This is a genomic window from Pseudomonas lactucae, assembly GCF_036688725.1.
Classification (GTDB): Bacteria; Pseudomonadota; Gammaproteobacteria; order Pseudomonadales; family Pseudomonadaceae; genus Aquipseudomonas; species Aquipseudomonas lactucae.
This window is the reverse complement of sequence record NZ_JAQQPT010000023.1, coordinates 33,674-53,319: the sequence shown is the minus strand read 5'-3', so window position 1 is coordinate 53,319 and position 19,646 is coordinate 33,674. Positions and strand designations below refer to the sequence as shown.

The window sequence follows — 19,646 nt, the reverse complement described above, 5'->3', positions numbered from 1 at the left end:
GGGCGATTCCGCCCGTTACTTAAAGGGAGTTAAGCATGAGTTTGCTTCGTGTCGCTTCGGCGATGTCTTTGTGTGCGGTGGCTTTTTCCGCTCAGGCCGAACAGTTGCCGATTGAAGTGCTCAGCGCGGTGGTCAAGGACCAGAAAATCGCCGACGCCGAAGTGCTGCTGCAACGCAACGGCGCGCAGAACGTGGTGGGTCGTACCAACGCCCAGGGCCAGGTGACCTTGACCAGCGAGGCGGCTGATGATGCCAGCAACCTGCTAATCATCAAGAAGCCTGGTTATTCCAACCTGGTGGTGAAGTGCCCGTGCAAGGGCATGACCTATGCCATCAGCCCGGTGATGGAAAACCTCGATGGCCTGCGTGTGGTGCTGACCTGGGGCCAGACGCCGGACGATCTCGACTCCCATATGATCTTCCCCGGCAACAATATCTACTTCGAGAACAAGACCGGCACCGACGCCGAGTTGGACGTGGATGACACCGACAGCTACGGCCCGGAAACCATCACCCTGCAGAAAAAACACTACGGCGAAAGCTACGTTTACGCCGTGCACGACTACAGCAACGGCGGCAATCCAAGCTCGCGCCAGTTGTCCAACAGCGAAGCCACAGTGTTCGTGTACATGGGCCAATCGCTGGTACGCACCTACTATGTGCCGAAAAACCGCAGCGGTAACCTATGGACAGTGTTCCGCATGACCGGTAGCGGCGACTTCCAGGACATCAACACGTTCAGCGGTGTGAAGGTCGATGCCAAGAACGTACTGAACGAAGTAAAGCCGTTGCTGGATGACAGCGTTGCAGTCACCGCAGTAGCTGTCAGCTCATCCGCACAAGCTGATGCGAAGCGTCTGAACGTACAGGGTGAAGCGGCCTACCAAGCGGGTAACCTGGACCAGGCGATTGATCTGTTCCGTCAGGCTATCGATCTGGACAATGGGTTTGGCAAGGCCTACGGCAACCTCGGTCTGGCATATCAGAAGGCCGGTAACACTGCCGAGTCGATCTGGGCCAATCGCAAGGCCATCGCCCTGGCGACCGGTGCCAATGCGGCCACCGTACGTGCCGGCGCCTACTACAACATTGCGCGGATCTATGAAGCGGCGGGGCAGTTTGCGGATGCGTTGCGTCATTACCAGTTGGCCAAGGAGCAAAAGGCCAATCCGGTGTATGACACGGCGATTGAGCGCGTGCGGAACCGCTGATTCAGCCATGGCGCGGTTCTGAAAATGTGGGAGGGGGCAAGCCCCTCCCACATTTGGATCTGTGTCTTCCTGCTACCTGCTCAGATTATTCCCACTTCGGCCCTGGGCCATCCCCCACCCTGTGTATCATCCTGTCTCTTTTTTTCATGCGACCTTTCTCGATCCGCTGAGCTGACTGGGCTACGTTTTTAAGCCACGTTCAACGGTCAATGGAGTGACAGCCTATGCACGACACCCTCCAGCAGGTCTTCGGTTATCCACAGTTTCGTTTGGGCCAGGAAGAAACGGTCAGCGCCGTTCTGGCAGGTCGTTCGGCGGCCGCGATTTTCCCGACCGGGTCGGGCAAGTCCCTGTGTTATCAACTGTCTGCCGTACTGCTGCCACACCTGACATTGGTGGTGTCGCCACTGTTGGCGTTGATGCAGGACCAGTTGGGCTTCTTGCAACGCCACGGTATCTCGGCGGGCAGCATCGATTCGGCGCAGAGTCGCGAGGCGGCCAATGACGTGATGGCTCGCGCCCGTTCCGGCGAGTTGAAAATCCTGATGATTTCCGTGGAGCGCCTGAAGAACGAGCGCTTTCGTAATTTTCTGCAAAGCGTGCGGATCTCATTGCTGGTGGTGGATGAGGCGCACTGTATTTCCGAATGGGGCCACAACTTTCGTCCGGACTACCTGAAACTGCCGGACTACCAACGCCAGTTCAAGATCCCGCAAGCGCTGCTGCTGACGGCTACCGCCACGCCCAAGGTGATTGCCGATATGCAGGCCAAGTTCGCTATTGCGCCGGACGATGTGGTGACCACGGGTTTCTATCGACCGAACCTGAACCTGTTGGTCGAGCCGGTCAGCGGGGCGGACAAGCGCCGACGCCTGGTGCAGTGGATGAGCGAGCGCGCCAACCAGCCGAGCATCGTTTACGTCACCCTGCAGAAAACCGCCGAGCAGATCGCCGAACACTTGAATCGCAACGGCATCCAGGCCGAGGCCTATCACGCCGGTTTGCCCCATGACAAACGCGAAGGTATCCAGCAGCGCTTCATGGGCGGTCGCTCCAATTGCATTGTCGCCACCATCGCGTTCGGCATGGGCATCGACAAGAGTGACATCCGCAATGTGGTGCACTTCGACCTGCCCAAATCCATCGAGAACTACAGCCAGGAAATCGGCCGCGCCGGGCGTGATGGCCAGCCTTCGGACTGCCTGGTGTTGGCCAACCGCGACAGTCTCAATGTGCTGGAGAACTTCATCTACGGCGATACGCCCGAGCAGGAGGGCATCCGCCACGTGCTCGAAGACTTGCAGGCGGCGCGCAGCGAGGGGCAGTGGGAGTTTGTGCTGAGGTCGCTGTCGGACCACAGCAATATTCGTGAGTTGCCGCTCAAGACGCTGTTGGTGCAACTGGAACTCAAGGGCGTGATCGCGCCGCGCTATGCGTTTTATGCCGAATACCGCTTCAAGTACCTGATTGAGCCAGAGGCTTTACTGGCGCGCTTCTCGGGTGAGCGGCAGCAGTTTGTCGCGGCCATTATCCAGGTGTGCAAGCGCGCGAAAACCTGGGCGACGGTGGATTTCGACGCGCTTTACCAGCAGCACAATGCCGAGCGCGGCCGCGTGGTGAAGGCGCTGGATTACTTCCAGGAGCAGGGCCTGATCGAGCTGGAAAGCAAGCAGATGACGGAGGTCTACAGCCTGCTGAATACCGATTTTGATCCACTGGTGCTGAGCGCCGAGTTATACACAGGCTTCAAGCAGCACGAGGTGACGGAGGTGGCGCGGATTCACGCCATGCTTGATCTGTTTGCCACTGAACAGTGCCTGGGGCAACGGTTGGCGCGGTATTTCGGTGATGAGAACGCACCGCAGCGCTGCGGACATTGCTCGGTGTGCCACGGGCACGTCGCGCATCTGCCACCGCCGCCGAGTCTGCCGCCGCTTGTGGATAAAAACTTCATGGGGCTGTGCGGTGATTTTATCCACAGGCATCATGAGCACACCGGCCAACTGCCCGGCGCGGAACGGCTGACGCGGTTCCTGGGTGGGATCAGTGTGCCGTTGTTCAACAAGTTAAAGGCGCGGGGCATTCCGGGTTTTGCTGCGCTGGAGGACTACCCCTACGCCGAAGTGCGCGAGTGGGCCGAGGCCCATTTGAACGACCTGTAAATTCCCTTTCACCAGAGGTCTACATGCCTGACTCCGTGCCGCAACGTGCCGATTACCCTCACTTCCAGCCGATCATTACGCGCTGGCACGACAATGATGTGTACGGCCATGTCAACAACGTCACCTATTACAGCTTCTTCGACACGGCGGTGAATACCTACCTGATCGAGCAGGGCGGGCTGGATATTCATGACGGCGAGGTGGTGGGATTTGTGGTGAGTTCGGCGTGCGATTACTTCGCGTCGATCGCCTTTCCCGAGCGCATTGAAATCGGCTTGCGAGTGGGCAAGCTGGGCAACAGCTCAGTGCAGTATGAGTTGGCGGTGTTCAAGACAGGCGAAGAGGAAGCCTGTGCGGCGGGGCGTTTTGTGCATGTGTTTGTGGACAGGGGGACGAACCAGCCGGTGACGATTCCGGGGATGTTGCGTGAGGCATTGCAGCGGTTGGTGGTGTAGCCGGCCCCCCCAAAAAAAATACTGCAAAACTAATGTGGGAGGGGCGGTGCGACGATTCGACTTGCCCCCTCCCACATGGATACTGCTGTGATCTTCAGACTGCGTATGGATCAGTCGCGATAACGATGCTTGTTCTTGCGATGCCCGTAGGCATGGCCACGGCCTGGGTGGTCATCGCGGTAGTAGCGACGGTCGTCACGGTCGCGTCCACGATAACGGCGGTCATCGTCGTCGCTCTTGTTACCCATGTAGTTGCCCAGCGCGCCACCTGCGCCACCACCGGCCGCGGAGCCGACCAGTGCGCCGGTGCTGCCGCCGACACTGCGCCCCACGACGTTGCCGCCGGCTGCGCCCAGTGCGCCGCCAATGGCGGCTTCGCCACGGCTGCGCTTGTCGGCGCCGACCGCGCTACCACCCGCGCCGCCAAGGGCCGCGCCGATGGTCGAACCTGTGTTGCCGCCCAGTTGTTGGCCGACAACTGAACCTAGAACCCCGCCCAATGCGCCGCCTACACCGGCTTCGGTGGTGCCACCGGCCATGGCTGCGCCACTGACCAGGCCAAGGGACAACAAGAGAATCGAGGAAAGCTTCATTCAGGTAAACCTCAAGGGGATGACGGCGCGATCCTGAGGCCGTATTGACATGCTGACAATAGAAATCCGACCAGTAACACGAGTTGTACACAATTCTCTAAGTTACTGTTTTAACTGCGGAACTTAAGTGATTTTTGCGAGTCATTAGCTCTTCGGAACGGCCGCTTTTATGCAAAAGCGGCCTTTTTTTGTGTCCAAAATGATCGATCAGGCCGAGCGCGACATGATCAAACCGCTCTCGCTCGCGGCTTCCAGGCGAATCGCCACGAATTTCGAGGTTGGCGTATGGCTGCCATCGCCGGTACTTTCGAGCGGCACCAGCGGATTCACTTCCGGGTAATAAGCGGCTGCCTGCCCCGCCGGAATATCAAATGCCAGCAAGGTAAAGCCCTTGACGCGGCGCTCACGGCCGTCTTCCCACAGCGACACAATGTCGGCCTTTTGTCCTGGCTTGAAGCCCAGTCGGATGATGTCGGCTTCGTTGACGAACAATACGTCACGCTGGCCTTTGACCCCACGGTAGCGATCGTCCAGACCATAAATGGTGGTGTTGTACTGATCGTGGGAGCGCATCGATTGCATGATCAGGTCCGGCACACGGCCTGTGGCGTGGGTCCGCTCGTGGATCAGGTCCTTGGGCAGGCTGTTCGGGCGGAAGTTGGCGCGGCCAGACGGGGTATTCCAGCGGCGTGCGCCGGCGGAGTTACCCAGATAGAACCCGCCCGGGTGCTTGATCTTTTCGTTGAAATCCTTGAAGCCCGGGATGGTGTCGGCGATCAGGTCGCGGATACGCCCGTAGTCAGCCACCAGCCAGTTCCAGTCCACCGGTTTGCTGCCCAGGGTAGCGGCGGCTATACCGGCGAGGATGGCAGGCTCGGATTTCATTAGCTTGGACAGCGGTTGCAGTTGGCCATTGGAGGCGTGAACCATGCTGAACGAGTCTTCCACCGTGACCGCTTGCGGGCCTTCGGCCTGGATGTCGATATCGGTACGGCCAAGGCACGGCAGAATCAGTGCGTCTTTACCGTGGGTCAGGTGGCTGCGATTGAGCTTGGTGCTGATCTGCACGGTCAGGTCGCAGTTGCGCAGCGCCTCGAAGGTGCGGGTGCTGTCCGGCGTGGCTTGGGCGAAGTTGCCGCCCAGGCCGATAAACACCTTGGAGCGCCCTTCAAGCATGGCGTGGATCGCTTCGACCACGTTGTGCCCGTTGGTGCGCGGTACCCGAAACTGGAAGCGACGTTCCAGCGAGTCGAGGAACGCCACCGGAGGACGTTCGTTGATGCCCATGGTGCGATCGCCCTGCACGTTACTGTGGCCACGCACCGGGCACAGGCCGGCGCCCGGGCGGCCGATGTTGCCGCGCAGCAGCATCAGGTTGGCGAGTTCCTGGATGGTCGGCACCGAGTGGCGGTGCTGGGTAATGCCCATCGCCCAGCACATGATCACGTTCTTGCCTTTGGCGTACATGCGCGCCGCTTGCTCGATCTGCACCAGCGGCAGGCCGGATTGCTCGACGATTTCGTCCCATGAGGTGTCGTCGATCCTGGCCAGGTAATCCAGCACGTTGGCCGTGTGTTCGTTGAGGAAGTCGTGGTCGAACACCGCTTCCTTGCCTTCGGCCTGGGCCTGGCGTTCCCACAGCAGCAGGAACTTGGCCATGCCGCGCAGGATGGCCATGTCGCCGCCCAGCGCCGGGCGGAAATAGGCGGTGTTGGTCGGCTTGTCGCCGTTGGTGAGCATTTCCAGCGGGTGCTGCGGGTGCTGGAAGCGTTCCAGACCGCGTTCTTTCAAGGGGTTGATGCACACCACTTGCGCGCCGCGCTTAACCGCTTCGCGCAAGGGTTCGAGCATGCGCGGATGGTTGGTCCCAGGGTTCTGGCCCCACACGAAAATCGCGTCGGCGTGTTCGAAATCATCAAAGGTCACGGTGCCTTTACCGACGCCCACGCTCTGCGCCAGGGCCACGCCGCTGGCCTCGTGGCACATGTTCGAGCAATCCGGGAAGTTGTTGGTGCCATAGGCGCGCACGAACAGCTGATACAGATAGGCCGCTTCGTTGCTGGCCCGGCCCGAGGTGTAGAACTCGGCCATGTCCGGGCTTGGCAAGGCGTTGAGGTGCTTGCCGATCAGGTCGAAGGCCGCTTCCCAGCTGACGGGCGTGTAGCGGTCGGTCTCGGCGTCGTAGCGCATCGGTTCGGTCAGGCGGCCCTGGTACTCGAGCCAGTAATCGCTCTGCTCCAGCAACGCGGTCACGCTGTGCTTGGCGAAAAACGCAGCGTCCACACGGCGCTTGGTGGCTTCCCAGTTGACCGCCTTGGCGCCGTTTTCACAGAACTTGACCATGCCGCTTTCCGGCGAGTCACCCCAGGCGCAGCCTGGGCAATCGAAGCCGCCGTTCTGGTTGGTCTTGAGCATCATGCGCAGGTTTTTCAGCGCGTTGTCGCTGGTCAGCCAGGCCTGTGCCACGCTGATCAGTGCGCCCCAGCCGCCGGCCGGGCCTTTGTAAGGCTTGTAGCGCGGGGTCGGGGTTTGGTCGGCTTGATGATGATTGCTCACGGCTGGTTCTCCATCGCAGGGCTGTAGACCCGCGGCGCACTTTTTTGCGGCAGGTGGATGAGATTGAGGTTGTGCCGGCGGGCCCATTGCAGGGCCAGGCCTGTGGGCGACGACAGGCTGACCAGGGTCTGGATGCCCGCGCGCAGGACTTTCTGGATCAATTCGAGGCTGCAACGGCTGGTGACAATCGCCAAGCCACCTTCGGTGGGGATCTTTTGGCGGATCAGCGCACCGATCAATTTATCCAGGGCGTTGTGCCGGCCGATGTCTTCGCGGCCCAGCAGCAATTCGCCCCGGTGGTTCATAAACACTGCCGCATGCACCGCGCCGCTGTACTGGCCCAAGGGCTGGAACGCGCCGATGCGTTGGCGCAGGCCATCGAGCCATTCGGCCGGCGGCAAGGGCGCGCCGGGCAGTGCCTGAAGATCCGGCAGGGCCTGCTCCACCGCTTCCACGCCGCACAGGCCACAGCCGCTGGTACCGGCCAACTGACGGCGCTGTTGCTTGAGGTTCCAGAACGCGCGACTGGAAATCTGCACCTGAGCCTGCTGGGCAGAGCCCGAGCCGCTGAGTTTCAGGTCATAAATATCGCTGACGTCGGCGATGATGCCGCTGCCGATGCTGAAACCGACGACAAAGTCTTCCAGGTCCGTCGGCGTCACCAGCATGACTGCCTGACTGATGTCGTTATAGGCAATGGCCAACGCCACTTCTTCGGCCAGCGCAGTGCTGCCGACATCCGTGTGTTCGAGATTGCAATACTGGTAGCTCTGGCTGGCGGCGGGCGCGGGCATTTGGAGAGCGGGCGCCGCGCAGACAGGGCGCTTGGCGTTCATGAGGCAGTACCACCGGCGGATTGATCAGTGTTTAGACTAGGCGCGACAAAGCGTCGCGTCTAATTGCCAGTACTGATCTACCGATAGATGACGTCGATCAAGGCTCGATGTGCAATTTCTGATACAGCGCGAAACAGGCCTCGGCCAACGCCGAACGGGGTGCGCTGCGACGCATGATCAGCCCCAGGCGCGCCAGGGTGTGAGCGTCTTCGATCGGTTGCAGGCGCAGGTGTTCGGTGAGCGCTTCCAGGCCACCGTCCAACGGCATCACCGCGCAGCAGAGGCCGCCGTGTACGGCTTGTAATAACTGATGGACGGCATCGGTTTGCAGCAGCGGTTGCGGATGGAGCCCACGGCTGTGGAAGTTGTGGTCGATGGACTGGCGAAAATGCATGCCGCTGGTGAGCATGCCCAGGGGCAGTTCGATCAGCGCCTCCCAGCTCAACGGCGTGTCGCCGAAGCTGAAAAAACGTTGATCGTAGAGCAGGCCCATGCGGGTTTCACCCAGGGCCAGCGAGTCGAAGCGTTCGTTGTCCAGGCGCTCCAGGTATGACACGCCCAGGTCCAGGCGATTGCTCGCCAATTGCTCAAGAATCTGTTCCGAGCTGAGGGCCGACAGCTCGAAGCGCAGGCTCGGGTGCTCTTTATGCAATTGTTGCATCAACGCCAACGGATCAAAACTCGACAGTGGCACTACGCCCAGGCGCAACGTACCGACCAGGTTACCGCGACAGGCAGCGGCTTCGGCCTGCAAGCCGTCATAGGCCGCCAGCACCGTGCGCGCCCAGGCCAGCACGCGCTCGCCAGGGGCGGTGAAGCCTTCGAAGCGCTGGCCGCGATTGACCAGAGGCAAGTCCAGCTCTTCTTCCAGACTGCGCAGGCGCATCGACAGGGTCGGTTGGGTGATATGGCAACGCGCCGCGGCCTGGCCGAAGTGACGGGTTTCGTCGAGGGCGATGAGGAATTTCAGCTGTTTGATGTCCATCTTCGCTCCAGGGCTTATTCCAATGGCGGTGGGATTCTAGCGCGTTTGGGTCTTGGGCCGGTCTGGAACCCAATTGTGTGGGATTGGTCTAGTCTTGGGCATCTGGAACTTAAATACCAAGGAGCGTGCACCATGAGTCTTTTTAGTTTTGTTAAGGAAGCCGGCGAGAAGTTGATCGACCTGTTGACGCCGGGTAATGCGAATGCCAGTGAGCAGTTGAAGGAGCACGTGGCCAAAGTCGGTCTGGGGAATCCGAATGTGCAGACCACGGTGGATGGCGACAAGGTGACCGTAACCGGTGAAGTCGCCAGCCAGGAAGAGAAAGAGAAGATTTTGCTGGCGCTGGGTAACATCCAAGGCGTGGCCAGTGTGGATGACCAGATCACCGTAACCGGCCCGGCCGTTGCCGCTGCCCGTTTCGTCGTAGTGAAAAAGGGCGACACGCTGAGCGCGATTTCCCTGGCGGTGTATGGCACTGCCAACCAGTACAACAAAATCTTCGAGGCCAACAAACCGTTGCTGTCGCATCCGGACAAAATCTACCCAGGGCAGACGCTGCGCATTCCTGAGTAAAAACGCAGGGCAAAATGTGGGAGGGGGCTTGCTCCCGATGGCGGAGTGTCAGATACACATTCAGTGACTGACACTCCGCCATCGGAGCAAGCCCCCTCCCACATGGTTCAGAGTCCGGCAATGAGGTCTCGGTAGTCATCGACGGCTGCAAACTCAGCCGTGTCTTTGGGCCCCTTTTTGCTATCCGGCTCTTTCACCGCGAGCAAATGCCCCACGCCAAAATCCCGCGCACTGCGCAAAATCGGCAGGGTGTCATCGATAAACAGGCTGCGCGACGGGTCGAAGCCGGTATCGGCTTGCAGGGCATCCCAGAATTGCGGGTTTTCCTTGGCAAAACCGTAGTCGTGGGAGCTGATCAGCCGCTCGAAATACGGCGCCAGTTCAATGCGCTCCATCTTCAGCGAAAGCGAGTCACGATGGGCGTTGGTGATCAGGATCACCCGTTTGCCGGCCTGCTTGATTGCCGCCAGAAAGGTATCGGCATCCGGGCGCAGGGCGATCAGGTGGGCGGTTTCCAGCTTCAGCTCGCGCACCGGGATCTTCAGTTCCGCACTCCAGAAATCCAGGCAATACCATTGCAACTGTCCGGCGTTACGCTCGAACAGTGGCAGCAGCTCCATCTCGGCCATGGTCCGGCTTACGCCGTGCAGTTCGGCGTAGCGCTGGGGCAGGTGCTCCATCCAGAAGTGGTTGTCGTAATGCAGGTCGAGCAGGGTGCCGTCCATGTCCAGCAGGACGGTGTCGATGGCGTGCCAGGGCAAAGAGGGCATGGGGCGTTCTCACGTAAGTAAAGATATCCGACACAGACAATCGGAAAAGCCACGGTATAGTAACCCGATCACGCCAAGGAGCCGCTTATGCGCCAGAAACCCACCGTCCTCGCCCGCGAAATAGTCGCCAGTAGCCGTTTGTTCCGCGTGGAGGAAGTGCAATTGCGCTTTTCCAATGGCGTCGAACGGACCTACGAGCGCCTGGTGGGCCGGGGTGCCGGTTACGGCGCGGTGATGATCGTGGCGATGATCGACGAAGATCATGCCCTGCTGGTGGAAGAGTATTGCGGCGGCACCGACGAATATGAGGTGTCCTTGCCCAAGGGCCTGATCGAACCCGGCGAAGACGTGCTGGCCGCCGCGGACCGGGAGCTCAAGGAAGAGGCCGGCTATGGCGCGCGGCAGTTGGAGCACATTACCGAACTGTCGTTGTCGCCCGGTTACATGAGCCAGAAAATTCAGGTGGTTTTGGCCACCGATCTCTACGAAGAACGCTTGGAAGGCGATGAGCCTGAGCCGATGCGCGTGGACAAGGTCAACCTGCGCGAGCTGTCGCAGTTGGCGCAAAACGAGCAATTCAGTGAAGGTCGCGCCCTGGCGGCGTTGTACCTGGTACGAGACCTGTTGACCCAGCGTGGAGCGTTTGTCGCATGAGCGAACTGTTTTTAGGCCACCCGTTTATCGCCCCTGTGATCGAGCTGGCTCGCAAGGCCGGTGAAGTGATCCTGCCGTACTGGCGTGTCGATGTGGCCGTGACCTCCAAGGCCGATGATTCCCCGGTGACGGCAGCGGACATGGCCGCTCACCACCTGATTCTCGCGGGCCTCACGGCCCTGGAACCGAGCATCCCGGTACTGTCCGAGGAAGATGCCGATATCGACCAGAGCGTGCGCGCCGGTTGGACGCGCTGGTGGCTGGTGGACCCATTGGATGGCACCAAGGAGTTCATCAGCGGCAGTGAAGAGTTCACCGTCAATATCGCCCTGATCGAGCACGGGCGGGTGGTGTTCGGCGTGGTGTCGATGCCTACCAGTGGCCGTTGCTATTTCGGTGGCGCGGGGTTGGGCGCATGGCGCTCCGATGTGAACGAAGCGCCTCGGCAGATCCAGGTGCGCGAGGCACCGGCGGCCGGTGAGGCGTTTACCGTGGTTGCCAGCCGTCGACACACCAGCCCTGAGCAGGAAAGCCTGTTGAACGGTTTGAGCGCGGGGTTGGGTGAGTTGAAGCTGGCAAATATCGGCAGTTCGTTGAAGTTCTGCCTGCTGGCCGAGGGCAGCGCCGATTGCTACCCGCGCCTGGCGCCGACTTCGCAGTGGGACACCGCAGCGGCCCAGGGCGTGCTGGAAGGCGCGGGCGGCGAGGTGCTGGAGTTGAGTGGCGAGCCGTTCAGTTACCCGGCGCGGGCGTCGTTGTTGAACCCGTTCTTTCTGGCGTTGCCGGCTAAGGCGGCATGGCGTGAGCGGTTGTTGGCCCTGGCTCGGTCTTAACCCCTCAGCAGATCAAAATGTGGGAGGGGCTTGCTCCCACATTTGTTTTGTGTGATGGCTTTCAGCGGTGCAGGACGTACTGGCCGGTGAAGGTTACTGCATGGTCCTCATGGCCCTCATTCACAATCCACGTGTCCAGCGTCAACCGCGCCCGGCCATAGCGCTTGTACGTCGCCAAAAAACGCTTCCACACCTTTTCCTCCGGCGCGGCGCAAATCGCGGTTGCGTCTTGAGTCACCGGCAGCGGGTAACTGATCTGCCCCTCCTGGATCACGATATGCCCGTCTTCAATCCCTTCCTCGCGCAGTTGCAGGTGCAGCCAGCCCCAGCCTGCCAGCACGGCGCCGCAATACAGGCTGCCGCCGAACATGGTGCTCTTGTGGTTGATGTTGGCTTCAAGGGGTAAATGCAGTTGCAGCTGCCCGTGCTGCCAATCGAGCACCTTGAGGCCCATTTCCCGGGTGAGGGGGATGTCGTGGTGGAGGATCGATTCCAGGTAACGGCTGTCGCGGCTCATGGCGGCCTCTTGGTGGGTGGGCAGGGTCATTCGTCGTCAGCGCTTTGGTTGGCGAAGTTGAGGCCGTGCTTGCGCAGTTTGTCGTGCAGGGTTTTACGCGGTACGCCGAGGGCTTCGGCGAGGCTGCGCATGGAGCTGTGGGGGCGGGTCAGTTCGGCGGCGATCAGGCTTTTTTCGAACTGCTCCACCTGCTCGCTCAAGCCGCCCGGTGTGGAGATGAGCACGCCGCTGGCGGGGTTGTCCGGCGTGTTGTCCAGCGCCAGTTCCAGGCCCAGGGCAAAGCGCTCGGCGGCGTTTTGCAGCTCGCGCACATTGCCCGGCCAGCTATGGCGCAGCAGCAAGGCGCGTTGCCCAGGTTGCAATTCGTGCAGCGGCAGGCCGTGGCGGCTACTGGCTTCGTCGGCGAAATGCTGGAACAACATCAAGGCATCTTCACCGCGCTCGCGCAGCGGCGGAATACGTAGCGGCGCGACGTTGAGGCGGTAATACAGGTCGGCGCGGAAACGGCCCTGGTCCGCCGCCTGGCGCAGGTCTTCCTTGGTGGCGGCGATGATGCGGATGTCCAGCGGGATCAGTTGGTTGCCGCCCAGGCGCTCCACCACGCGCTCCTGCAGCAGGCGTAGCAGCTTGACCTGCACGTCCAGGCTCATGCTTTCGATTTCATCGAGGAACAACGTGCCGCCGTTGGCGAATTCGAACTTGCCGATGCGGCGTTTCTGCGCGCCGGTAAAGGCGCCGGGCTCATGGCCGAACAGTTCGCTTTCCACCACCGATTCGGCCAAGGCACCGGCGTTGATCGCCACGAATGGCCCGCTGCGGCGGCTCGACAGGTCGTGCAGGGCACGCGCCACCACCTCTTTGCCGGCCCCGGTTTCGCCGAGGATCAGCACATCGGCCTTGGTCGCCGCCAGAGCGCCGATCTGCTCGCGCAGGCGCAGCATTTGCGGCGAGTGCCCCACCAGGCGCGTGCTCAGTTGCTGGCGGTCGCTGAGGGCCAGGCGCAGGCTGCGGTTGTCCAGCACCAGGCGGCGCAGGGCCAGGGCACGGCGCACACTGTCGAGCAGCGCGTCGCTGGCAAAGGGTTTTTCGAGGAAGTCATAGGCGCCGGCGCGCATGGCCTGCACCGCCAGCGGCACGTCACCGTGGCCGGTGATCAGCAGCACCGGCAGGTCCGGGTCCTGGCCGTGCAGTTCGGCGAGCAGCTCCAGGCCATCCATGCCCGGCATGCGGATATCGCTGACCACCACGCCGGGCCAGTCCCGCGTCAGGCGCGCGGTCAGGCCGCTGGCTTCACCCAGGGGCAGGACTTTCAGCCCGGCCAGGTCCAGGGTCTGGCACAGCGCCTGACGCAGGTGTGGATCGTCGTCGATCAACACCACCTGAATCTGGTTATCGATACTCATACACTGCGGTCCTCGGACGGTTGCAGACTGACGCCCGGCGAGCCGGCACGCAATTTCAAGGTTAACAGCGCGCCGCCTTCCCTGTGGTTGGCGAACAGCAATTCGCCGCCAAACGCACGCATCAGCGTTTCACAGATTGCCAGGCCCAGCCCCAGGCCTTGGGTGCGCGTCTTGGTGGTGTAGAAGGGCTCGCTGGCACGGCCCAGGGCTTCCATGCAAAAGCCTGGGCCGTTGTCGCGAATGTACAGGTTGACGCCCTGTGCGGTGGTTTCGGCACTCAGCCACAGTTTGCGCGGCGGTCCTTTCTCGGTGAGGGCGTCGAGGGCGTTGGCCAGCAGGTTGCCCAACACCTGGCGCAGGCGTGTTTCCCCGGCTTGCACCCATAAGGTCGCCTCCGGCAGATCGCGGATCAGCTCCACTTCCATCGAACGTCGCCGCTTGGCCAGCAACGCCAGCGCATCGTCCAGCGCCGGTTGCAGCGCCACGCTCTCCGGCGCATGCCGGTCGCGGCGGGCAAAGGCGCGCAGGTGGGCGATGATCGAGGCCATGCGCCCGGTCAGTTCGCTGATCAGCTTGAGATTGCCCCGCGCGTCGGCCGTGCGTTCATGGTCGAGCAGGATCTCGGCGTTTTCCGCATAGCTGCGAATCGCCGCCAACGGCTGGTTGAGTTCGTGGCTGATGCTCGCCGACATGGTGCCCAGCGCCGACAGCTTGCCGGCCTGCACCAGGTCGTCCTGGGCGCGCACCAGTTCCTGTTGCGCATGTTCGCGCTCCAGCACTTCCTGTTTGAGGCGCCGGTTCAAGCCTTCCAGGTCGCTGGTACGTTCGGCGACGCGCATTTCCAGCTCGCGGCGGGCCTTGGCTTCGAAGGCGATGCGCTCCAGGTAGTGGCGACGGCGTTGCATCAGCAGGCCGAGCAGCAGCATCAGCACCAGCAATGTCGCCCCACCCACCGCCACCACGGTACGCACCGGGCGGTTGATCAGGGATTGCGGGGCGAGAATCTCTACATTCCAGCCGGTCTCGGCAATCGCCGTGGATTGGCGCAACCAGGCGCTGCTGCTCAGGCTCAGCGGTTGTGGGTCACGCGTTGGATACGGCTGGATCGCGATGATGGCCTGGCGTTCTTCGGCGGTGAGTGGACGGGTGGCGCGGAATCGCCATTGCGGGCGCGAGGTCAGGATCACCACGCCATTGTGGTCGGTGACCAGCAGTTGTTCCGGTGTGTTGCCCCACAGGCTTTCGGTGTGGTCCAGATCGACCTTGACCACCAGCACGCCGATGATGGTGTCGCCATTGCGCACGGCGGCGGCGAAGAAGTAACCACGCTTGGCCGAGGTGGTGCCCAGGCCGAAAAACCGCCCCAGGTGCCCGGCCATGGCTTCGCTGAAATACGGGCGGAACGAGAAGTTGCGCCCGACGAAGCTGTCCTGTTTATCCCAGTTCGAGGCGGCGAGGGTCTTGCCGGTGGTGTCCATCAGGTACATCACTTCCACCCCGGCCTGGGCGGCGACGTCCTTGAGCAACTGGTTGGCGTTGGCCAGGTTGGTGCTGACGTGCGGCGCATCCAGTGCGGTGCGCAGGGCGGGCAAATCGCCGAGGATCTGCGGCAGCACCTCGTAGCGATGCAGCGTGCCGAGCAGGTTGGCGACGTACAGGTCGAGGGTCTGGCGGTTCTGCCCGGCCAGTTCATTGCGGTAATAGCGTTCGGCCAAATGCTCCAGCGGCCATAGCAGCGGTGCCAGGCACAACGCCAGCAGGGCGAGGCTGCGCCAGCGGGGTCTTCGCGGAAGGGGTGGAGTCATGGGAATCGTGCGCCTGTGGGTACAGGCGCATTATGCCTAGCGCCGCCCGGCAAGACACTCGCGCAATGCGTGTTGGCAAACTGGCGGCATGCCGATCTGCTCAATGGCGATGTGCATCATGCAATCAGATCCCGCATGTCGGTATTGCCCAATCGTTGGCCCTGATAGCTGCCGTTCTGGACCCTGCGACACCATTCCAGATTATCGAGGTACCACTGCACGGTTTTACGCAGGCCGGTTTCAAACGTCTCCATGGGCTCCCAGCCCAGCTCGCGTTGGATCTTGCTGGCGTCGATCGCATAGCGTTGGTCGTGGCCCGGACGGTCCTTAACGAACGTGATCAGATCGATGTAGGTGTTCACGCCCTGTGGATGCTGTGGCGCCAGCTCTTCGAGCAGCGCACAGATGCTGCGGACCACGTCGATGTTTTTTTGCTCGTTGTGGCCGCCGATATTGTAGGTCTCGCCGACCACGCCTTGGGTGACGACGCTGAGCAGTGCCCGTGCGTGGTCTTCGACGTACAGCCAGTCGCGCACTTGCAAGCCATCACCGTAGACCGGCAAGGGGTTGCCTGCGAGAGCGTTGAGAATCACCAACGGGATCAGCTTCTCCGGGAAATGGAACGGTCCGTAATTGTTGGAACAATGGGTCAGCAGCACTGGCAGGCCGTAGGTGTGTCGCCACGCACGCACCAGATGGTCGGACGCGGCTTTACTGGCCGAGTAGGGCGAGCTGGGCGCATACGGCGTGGCTTCGCTGAACAGGTCGTCGACGCCATGCAGGTCGCCGTACACCTCGTCGGTGGAGATATGGTGGAAGCGAAACGCGCGTCTGGCCGGTTCGGCCAGTTGCTGCCAGTAGCCTCGGGCGGCCTCCAGCAGGCTGTAGGTGCCGACGATATTGGTCTGGACAAAGTCCGATGGACCGTCAATCGAACGGTCGACATGGGACTCGGCAGCCAGGTGCATGATGGCATCGGGCTCGAAGCGCGCCAGCACGGCGCTCACAGTCGCCTGGTCGATGATGTCGGCTTGGACGAACTCATAGCGGCTGTTGGACGCGATACTGGCCAGCGATTCCAGATTGCCGGCGTAGGTGAGTTTGTCCAGGTTGAGCACTTCGTGCTCGGTGTGTTGAATCAGATGGCGTATCAACGCAGAACCGATAAAACCGGCGCCACCGGTGATCAAAATGCGCATGTCGGGGGCCTCTTTCGTAACCGGACGCTTAGCGAGGGGAGCATAGCCTGTGTTGGGGGAGCGGGTGGGTGTGGATGTGAGGGGGGTTGCGCAAGCCCCCCGAACAATGGCGATATACACACCTAAAAAACCGAGGCCACCCCCATGCCGCTCGCCACGTTGATCCACCGCGCCAGTCTACCCTGCCCGTACGTAGGCCCCGATCAGGCGGCTCAACTTCTCGAACAGCATTACGGCCTCGCCGGCACGTTGCAGTCTCTGGGCAGCCAGCAAGACCTCAACTACAAAGTCGACAGCCCTCGCGGTCGGTTTGTACTGAAAATCTGCCACGGTGACTATGCAGCGCTGGAGTTGCAGGCCCAGCATGCCGCGCTTAAGCACTTGCGGGCGGTGCGCGTGCCGAGGGTGATCGAATCCCTGGCGGGCGAAGAGTTGCTGACCCTGACGGTCGACGGCCAAACCTTGCACCTGCGGGTGCTGGATTATATCGACGGGCAGCCATTGACCCATCTGCCGCATCTGGGACGCGACGTGATCGCGGGCTTTGGCGAGCTGTGCGGGCGCATGAGCCGGGCGCTGGCTGAGTTCACCCACCCTGGCCTGGACCGGACCCTGCAATGGGACCCGCGCCATGCGGGGGAGCTGATCACTCATTTGTTGGCGACCTTGGAAAACCTGCCCCATCGAGACGCGCTGGAGCAGGTCGCCGAGCAGGTCGCGACACGCATCCGCCCCTTGGCCGAGCGCCTGCCCTGGCAGGCGGTGCACATGGATATCACCGATGACAATGTGGTGTGGCAGCGCGATGCCCAGCGGCATTGGCAGATTCAGGGCGTGATTGATTTTGGCGACCTGGTACACACCTGGCGCATTGCCGACCTGTCGGTGACCTGCGCCGCGCTGTTGCACCATGCCGAGGGCGACCCCTTTGCCATCTTGCCGGCGATCCAGGCGTGCCACGCTGTTACCCCGTTGCAGCGTGAAGAGTTGCTGGCGCTGTGGCCGCTGGTCGTGGCGCGTGCGGCGGTGCTGGTATTGAGCAGCGAACAGCAGCAACGCCTGGACCCGCACAGCACCTACCTGCTGAAAAACGCCGAGCATGAGTGGGAAATCTTCCAGGTCGCGACGTCGGTGCCATTCGAGCTGATGGAGGCTGCGATCCTCAGCGGTGTCGGCGAAGTGCCGGTGCCGATGGCCAGCCAGGACTTCGCGCCCTTGCTGCCGGGACTGGTGGGGCAGACATTTGCGTTGATCGACCTGGGGGTGCTCAGCCCGCATTTCGAGGCGGGCAACTGGGAGGCTCCCGGCATCGATCGCCAGTTGCTGGATGAAGCGGCGGCGGTGCATGGGTTGGCGGCCAGTCGTTATGGCCAATACCGACTGTCACGCACCCGACCGGACAGTGCCGACGAGCCGGACACGTTCGCGCTGCATGTTGAGCTGCATTTACCCCATGGCACCGTGGTGGAAGCGCCTTTTGCCGGGACATTGCGCCAGGCCGCCGACGGCCTGGTCAGTGTGCAGGGCGCCGAGGCGAGTGTGCGTTTGTGGGGGGTGAACACCCGATTGAATCCTGGCTCTTTTCTGGTCAAAGGGCAGGTGTTGGGTGAGGTGCACGCCCCGCTGATCGTGCAATTGTGCCGTGCCGACCTGGAACCCCCGCTGTTTTGCACGCCGTCTCGCGCGTTGGCCTGGCAAACCCTGTGCCCATCGCCCGCCGCTTTGCTCGGGCTGGCCTGTGATGCCGAACCCGAGTTGGACCCCGCGGCCTTACTGGCTCGCCGGGACGCCAGTTTCGCCCGTTCACAGAAGCACTATTACGTCGACCCGCCGCGCATCGAGCGTGGCTGGCGCAACCACCTGATCGACATGCAGGGCCGTTCCTACCTGGACATGCTCAACAACGTCGCGGTCTTGGGCCATGGTCACCCGCGCATGGCGGCGGTGGCGGCGCGGCAGTGGTCGCTGCTCAACACCAACTCGCGGTTCCACTACGCGGCGATTGCCGAATTTTCCGAACGGCTGCTGGCGCTGGCGCCGAAGGGCATGGACCGGGTGTTTCTGGTCAACAGCGGCACCGAGGCCAATGACTTGGCCATCCGCCTGGCCTGGGCCTACAGCGGCGGGCGCGACATGCTCAGTGTGCTGGAGGCCTACCACGGCTGGTCGGTGGCGGCGGATGCGGTGTCCACCTCGATTGCCGACAACCCCCAGGCGCTGAGCAGCCGCCCCGAGTGGGTACACCCGGTGACGGCGCCGAATACCTATCGCGGTGAGTTTCGCGGGCAGGACAGCGCGCCGGACTACGTAAGAAGCGTGGAGCACAACCTGGCGAAAATCGCCGCAAGTAAACGCCAACTGGCGGGGTTCATCTGCGAGCCGGTGTATGGCAATGCTGGCGGAATCTCCCTGCCGCCCGGCTATCTGCAGCAGGTGTATGGCCTGGTCCGTGCACAAGGCGGCGTGTGCATCGCCGATGAAGTGCAGGTGGGCTACGGCCGCATGGGCCATTTCTTCTGGGGCTTCGAGGAGCAGGGCGTAGTGCCCGACATCATCACCATGGCCAAAGGCATGGGCAACGGTCAGCCACTGGGTGCCGTGATTACCCGCCGCGAAATCGCCGAAGCGCTGGAAGCCGAGGGTTACTTCTTCTCGTCGTCAGGGGGCAGCCCGGTCAGTTGCCGCATCGGCATGGCGGTGCTGGATGTCATGGAGGAAGAGAAACTGTGGGAAAACGCCCAAGTGGTGGGCGGACATTTCAAGGCGCGCCTGGAGGCATTGATTGACCGTCACCCCTTGGTGGGGGCCGTACACGGTTCGGGTTTCTATCTGGGACTGGAGCTGGTGCGCGATAGGCAAACCCTGGAGCCCGCCACCGAAGAAACCACACGGCTGTGCGACCGTTTGCGCGAGCTGGGCATTTTCATGCAGCCCACTGGCGATTACCTGAACATCCTCAAGATCAAGCCGCCGATGGTGACCTCCAAACGCAGTGTGGATTTCTTCGTCGACATGCTGTCGAAGGTGCTGGACGAACAGTTGTGATTAATCGATTGTTATCGGTTACGACTTGTCATATTTATCGATCATGCTC

Annotated in this window: 16 protein-coding genes; 7 read left to right on the top strand and 9 right to left on the bottom strand. The window is 61.8% G+C overall.

The window, feature by feature from the left end:
• The first annotated feature begins 35 nt into the window (after positions 1–35).
• The 3 genes from V6M90_RS24020 (at position 36) to V6M90_RS24010 (ending at position 3,828) form a co-directional block, all read left to right on the top strand.
• Positions 36–1,211 carry a tetratricopeptide repeat protein gene (locus V6M90_RS24020; protein ID WP_332847248.1) on the top strand — a complete coding sequence of 392 codons (1,176 nt, stop codon included), beginning with the start codon at positions 36–38 and terminating at the stop codon, positions 1,209–1,211.
• Between the two features lie 224 nt (positions 1,212–1,435).
• Positions 1,436–3,373, top strand: coding sequence for a RecQ family ATP-dependent DNA helicase (locus V6M90_RS24015; RefSeq protein WP_003171037.1), 1,938 nt, complete (start codon positions 1,436–1,438; stop codon positions 3,371–3,373).
• Positions 3,374–3,396: 23 nt separating this feature from the next.
• Positions 3,397–3,828, top strand: a complete 432-nt coding sequence (locus V6M90_RS24010) for an acyl-CoA thioesterase (protein WP_003171038.1) — start codon at positions 3,397–3,399, stop codon at positions 3,826–3,828.
• A 110-nt stretch (positions 3,829–3,938) separates the two neighbouring features.
• Here V6M90_RS24010 and V6M90_RS24005 read toward each other — a convergent pair whose 3' ends face one another.
• The 4 genes from V6M90_RS24005 to V6M90_RS23990 all read right to left on the bottom strand — a co-directional run bounded on the left by V6M90_RS24005 (position 3,939) and on the right by V6M90_RS23990 (position 8,798).
• Positions 3,939–4,421 carry a glycine zipper domain-containing protein gene (locus tag V6M90_RS24005; RefSeq protein WP_003171039.1) on the bottom strand — a complete coding sequence of 161 codons (483 nt, stop codon included), beginning with the start codon at positions 4,419–4,421 and terminating at the stop codon, positions 3,939–3,941.
• 207 nt (positions 4,422–4,628) lie between these two features.
• A complete protein-coding gene (locus V6M90_RS24000; protein WP_003171040.1) occupies positions 4,629–6,977 on the bottom strand; it encodes an FdhF/YdeP family oxidoreductase in 2,349 nt (782 codons plus the stop codon).
• Positions 6,974–7,813 carry a formate dehydrogenase accessory sulfurtransferase FdhD gene (fdhD, locus tag V6M90_RS23995; protein ID WP_003171041.1) on the bottom strand — a complete coding sequence of 280 codons (840 nt, stop codon included), beginning with the start codon at positions 7,811–7,813 and terminating at the stop codon, positions 6,974–6,976. Before fdhD ends, V6M90_RS24000 begins: the two co-directional genes overlap by 4 nt.
• A gap of 97 nt (positions 7,814–7,910) precedes the next feature.
• Complete coding sequence (locus V6M90_RS23990) at positions 7,911–8,798, bottom strand: LysR family transcriptional regulator (protein ID WP_141064618.1); 888 nt, start codon at positions 8,796–8,798, stop codon at positions 7,911–7,913.
• Between the two features lie 132 nt (positions 8,799–8,930).
• Here V6M90_RS23990 and lysM point away from each other — a divergent pair, with 132 nt between their 5' ends.
• A complete protein-coding gene (lysM, locus tag V6M90_RS23985; RefSeq protein WP_003171044.1) occupies positions 8,931–9,371 on the top strand; it encodes a peptidoglycan-binding protein LysM in 441 nt (146 codons plus the stop codon).
• Between the two features lie 107 nt (positions 9,372–9,478).
• Here the strand turns inward: lysM and yrfG are convergent, their stop codons facing one another.
• Entirely contained in the window at positions 9,479–10,141 is a 663-nt protein-coding gene (yrfG, locus tag V6M90_RS23980) for a GMP/IMP nucleotidase (protein WP_003171045.1), read from the bottom strand.
• Between the two features lie 87 nt (positions 10,142–10,228).
• Between yrfG and nudE the strand changes: the two genes are divergently transcribed.
• Together nudE and cysQ are read left to right on the top strand one after the other, a co-directional pair.
• Positions 10,229–10,795 (top strand): ADP compounds hydrolase NudE, encoded by a 567-nt coding sequence (gene nudE / locus V6M90_RS23975; protein ID WP_003171047.1) that lies wholly within the window; start codon positions 10,229–10,231, stop codon positions 10,793–10,795.
• The gene (cysQ, locus tag V6M90_RS23970) at positions 10,792–11,628 is read left to right on the top strand and encodes a 3'(2'),5'-bisphosphate nucleotidase CysQ (protein ID WP_305428244.1); all 837 of its coding nucleotides are present in this window, start codon (positions 10,792–10,794) and stop codon (positions 11,626–11,628) included. Before nudE ends, cysQ begins: the two co-directional genes overlap by 4 nt.
• A 61-nt stretch (positions 11,629–11,689) precedes the next feature.
• Here the strand turns inward: cysQ and V6M90_RS23965 are convergent, their stop codons facing one another.
• The 4 genes from V6M90_RS23965 to rfbB all read right to left on the bottom strand — a co-directional run bounded on the left by V6M90_RS23965 (position 11,690) and on the right by rfbB (position 16,552).
• Complete coding sequence (locus V6M90_RS23965) at positions 11,690–12,145, bottom strand: YiiD C-terminal domain-containing protein (protein WP_141064616.1); 456 nt, start codon at positions 12,143–12,145, stop codon at positions 11,690–11,692.
• A gap of 26 nt (positions 12,146–12,171) precedes the next feature.
• On the bottom strand, positions 12,172–13,548 hold the full coding sequence (locus tag V6M90_RS23960) for a sigma-54-dependent transcriptional regulator (protein WP_003171050.1): 1,377 nt from the start codon (positions 13,546–13,548) through the stop codon (positions 12,172–12,174).
• On the bottom strand, positions 13,545–15,353 hold the full coding sequence (locus tag V6M90_RS23955; protein WP_141064615.1) for a sensor histidine kinase: 1,809 nt from the start codon (positions 15,351–15,353) through the stop codon (positions 13,545–13,547). The genes V6M90_RS23960 and V6M90_RS23955 overlap by 4 nt, the downstream gene beginning before the upstream one ends.
• Positions 15,354–15,469: 116 nt before the next feature.
• Positions 15,470–16,552, bottom strand: a complete 1,083-nt coding sequence (rfbB, locus tag V6M90_RS23950; protein WP_332847247.1) for a dTDP-glucose 4,6-dehydratase — start codon at positions 16,550–16,552, stop codon at positions 15,470–15,472.
• Between the two features lie 144 nt (positions 16,553–16,696).
• Between rfbB and V6M90_RS23945 the strand changes: the two genes are divergently transcribed.
• A complete protein-coding gene (locus tag V6M90_RS23945) occupies positions 16,697–19,597 on the top strand; it encodes an aminotransferase (protein WP_332847246.1) in 2,901 nt (966 codons plus the stop codon).
• The last annotated feature ends 49 nt before the right edge of the window (positions 19,598–19,646 follow it).

Coding starts and splice junctions, on each gene's coding strand:
- nudE (WP_003171047.1), top strand. CDS start 10,229: ATGCGCCAGAAACCCACCGTCCTCGCCCGCGAAATAGTCGCCAGTAGC.
- V6M90_RS24015 (WP_003171037.1), top strand. CDS start 1,436: ATGCACGACACCCTCCAGCAGGTCTTCGGTTATCCACAGTTTCGTTTG.
- lysM (WP_003171044.1), top strand. CDS start 8,931: ATGAGTCTTTTTAGTTTTGTTAAGGAAGCCGGCGAGAAGTTGATCGAC.
- V6M90_RS23990 (WP_141064618.1), bottom strand. CDS start 8,798: ATGGACATCAAACAGCTGAAATTCCTCATCGCCCTCGACGAAACCCGT.
- cysQ (WP_305428244.1), top strand. CDS start 10,792: ATGAGCGAACTGTTTTTAGGCCACCCGTTTATCGCCCCTGTGATCGAG.
- V6M90_RS23955 (WP_141064615.1), bottom strand. CDS start 15,353: ATGACTCCACCCCTTCCGCGAAGACCCCGCTGGCGCAGCCTCGCCCTG.
- V6M90_RS24020 (WP_332847248.1), top strand. CDS start 36: ATGAGTTTGCTTCGTGTCGCTTCGGCGATGTCTTTGTGTGCGGTGGCT.
- rfbB (WP_332847247.1), bottom strand. CDS start 16,552: ATGCGCATTTTGATCACCGGTGGCGCCGGTTTTATCGGTTCTGCGTTG.
- V6M90_RS23960 (WP_003171050.1), bottom strand. CDS start 13,548: ATGAGTATCGATAACCAGATTCAGGTGGTGTTGATCGACGACGATCCA.
- V6M90_RS23965 (WP_141064616.1), bottom strand. CDS start 12,145: ATGAGCCGCGACAGCCGTTACCTGGAATCGATCCTCCACCACGACATC.
- fdhD (WP_003171041.1), bottom strand. CDS start 7,813: ATGAACGCCAAGCGCCCTGTCTGCGCGGCGCCCGCTCTCCAAATGCCC.
- V6M90_RS23945 (WP_332847246.1), top strand. CDS start 16,697: ATGCCGCTCGCCACGTTGATCCACCGCGCCAGTCTACCCTGCCCGTAC.
- yrfG (WP_003171045.1), bottom strand. CDS start 10,141: ATGCCCTCTTTGCCCTGGCACGCCATCGACACCGTCCTGCTGGACATG.
- V6M90_RS24005 (WP_003171039.1), bottom strand. CDS start 4,421: ATGAAGCTTTCCTCGATTCTCTTGTTGTCCCTTGGCCTGGTCAGTGGC.
- V6M90_RS24010 (WP_003171038.1), top strand. CDS start 3,397: ATGCCTGACTCCGTGCCGCAACGTGCCGATTACCCTCACTTCCAGCCG.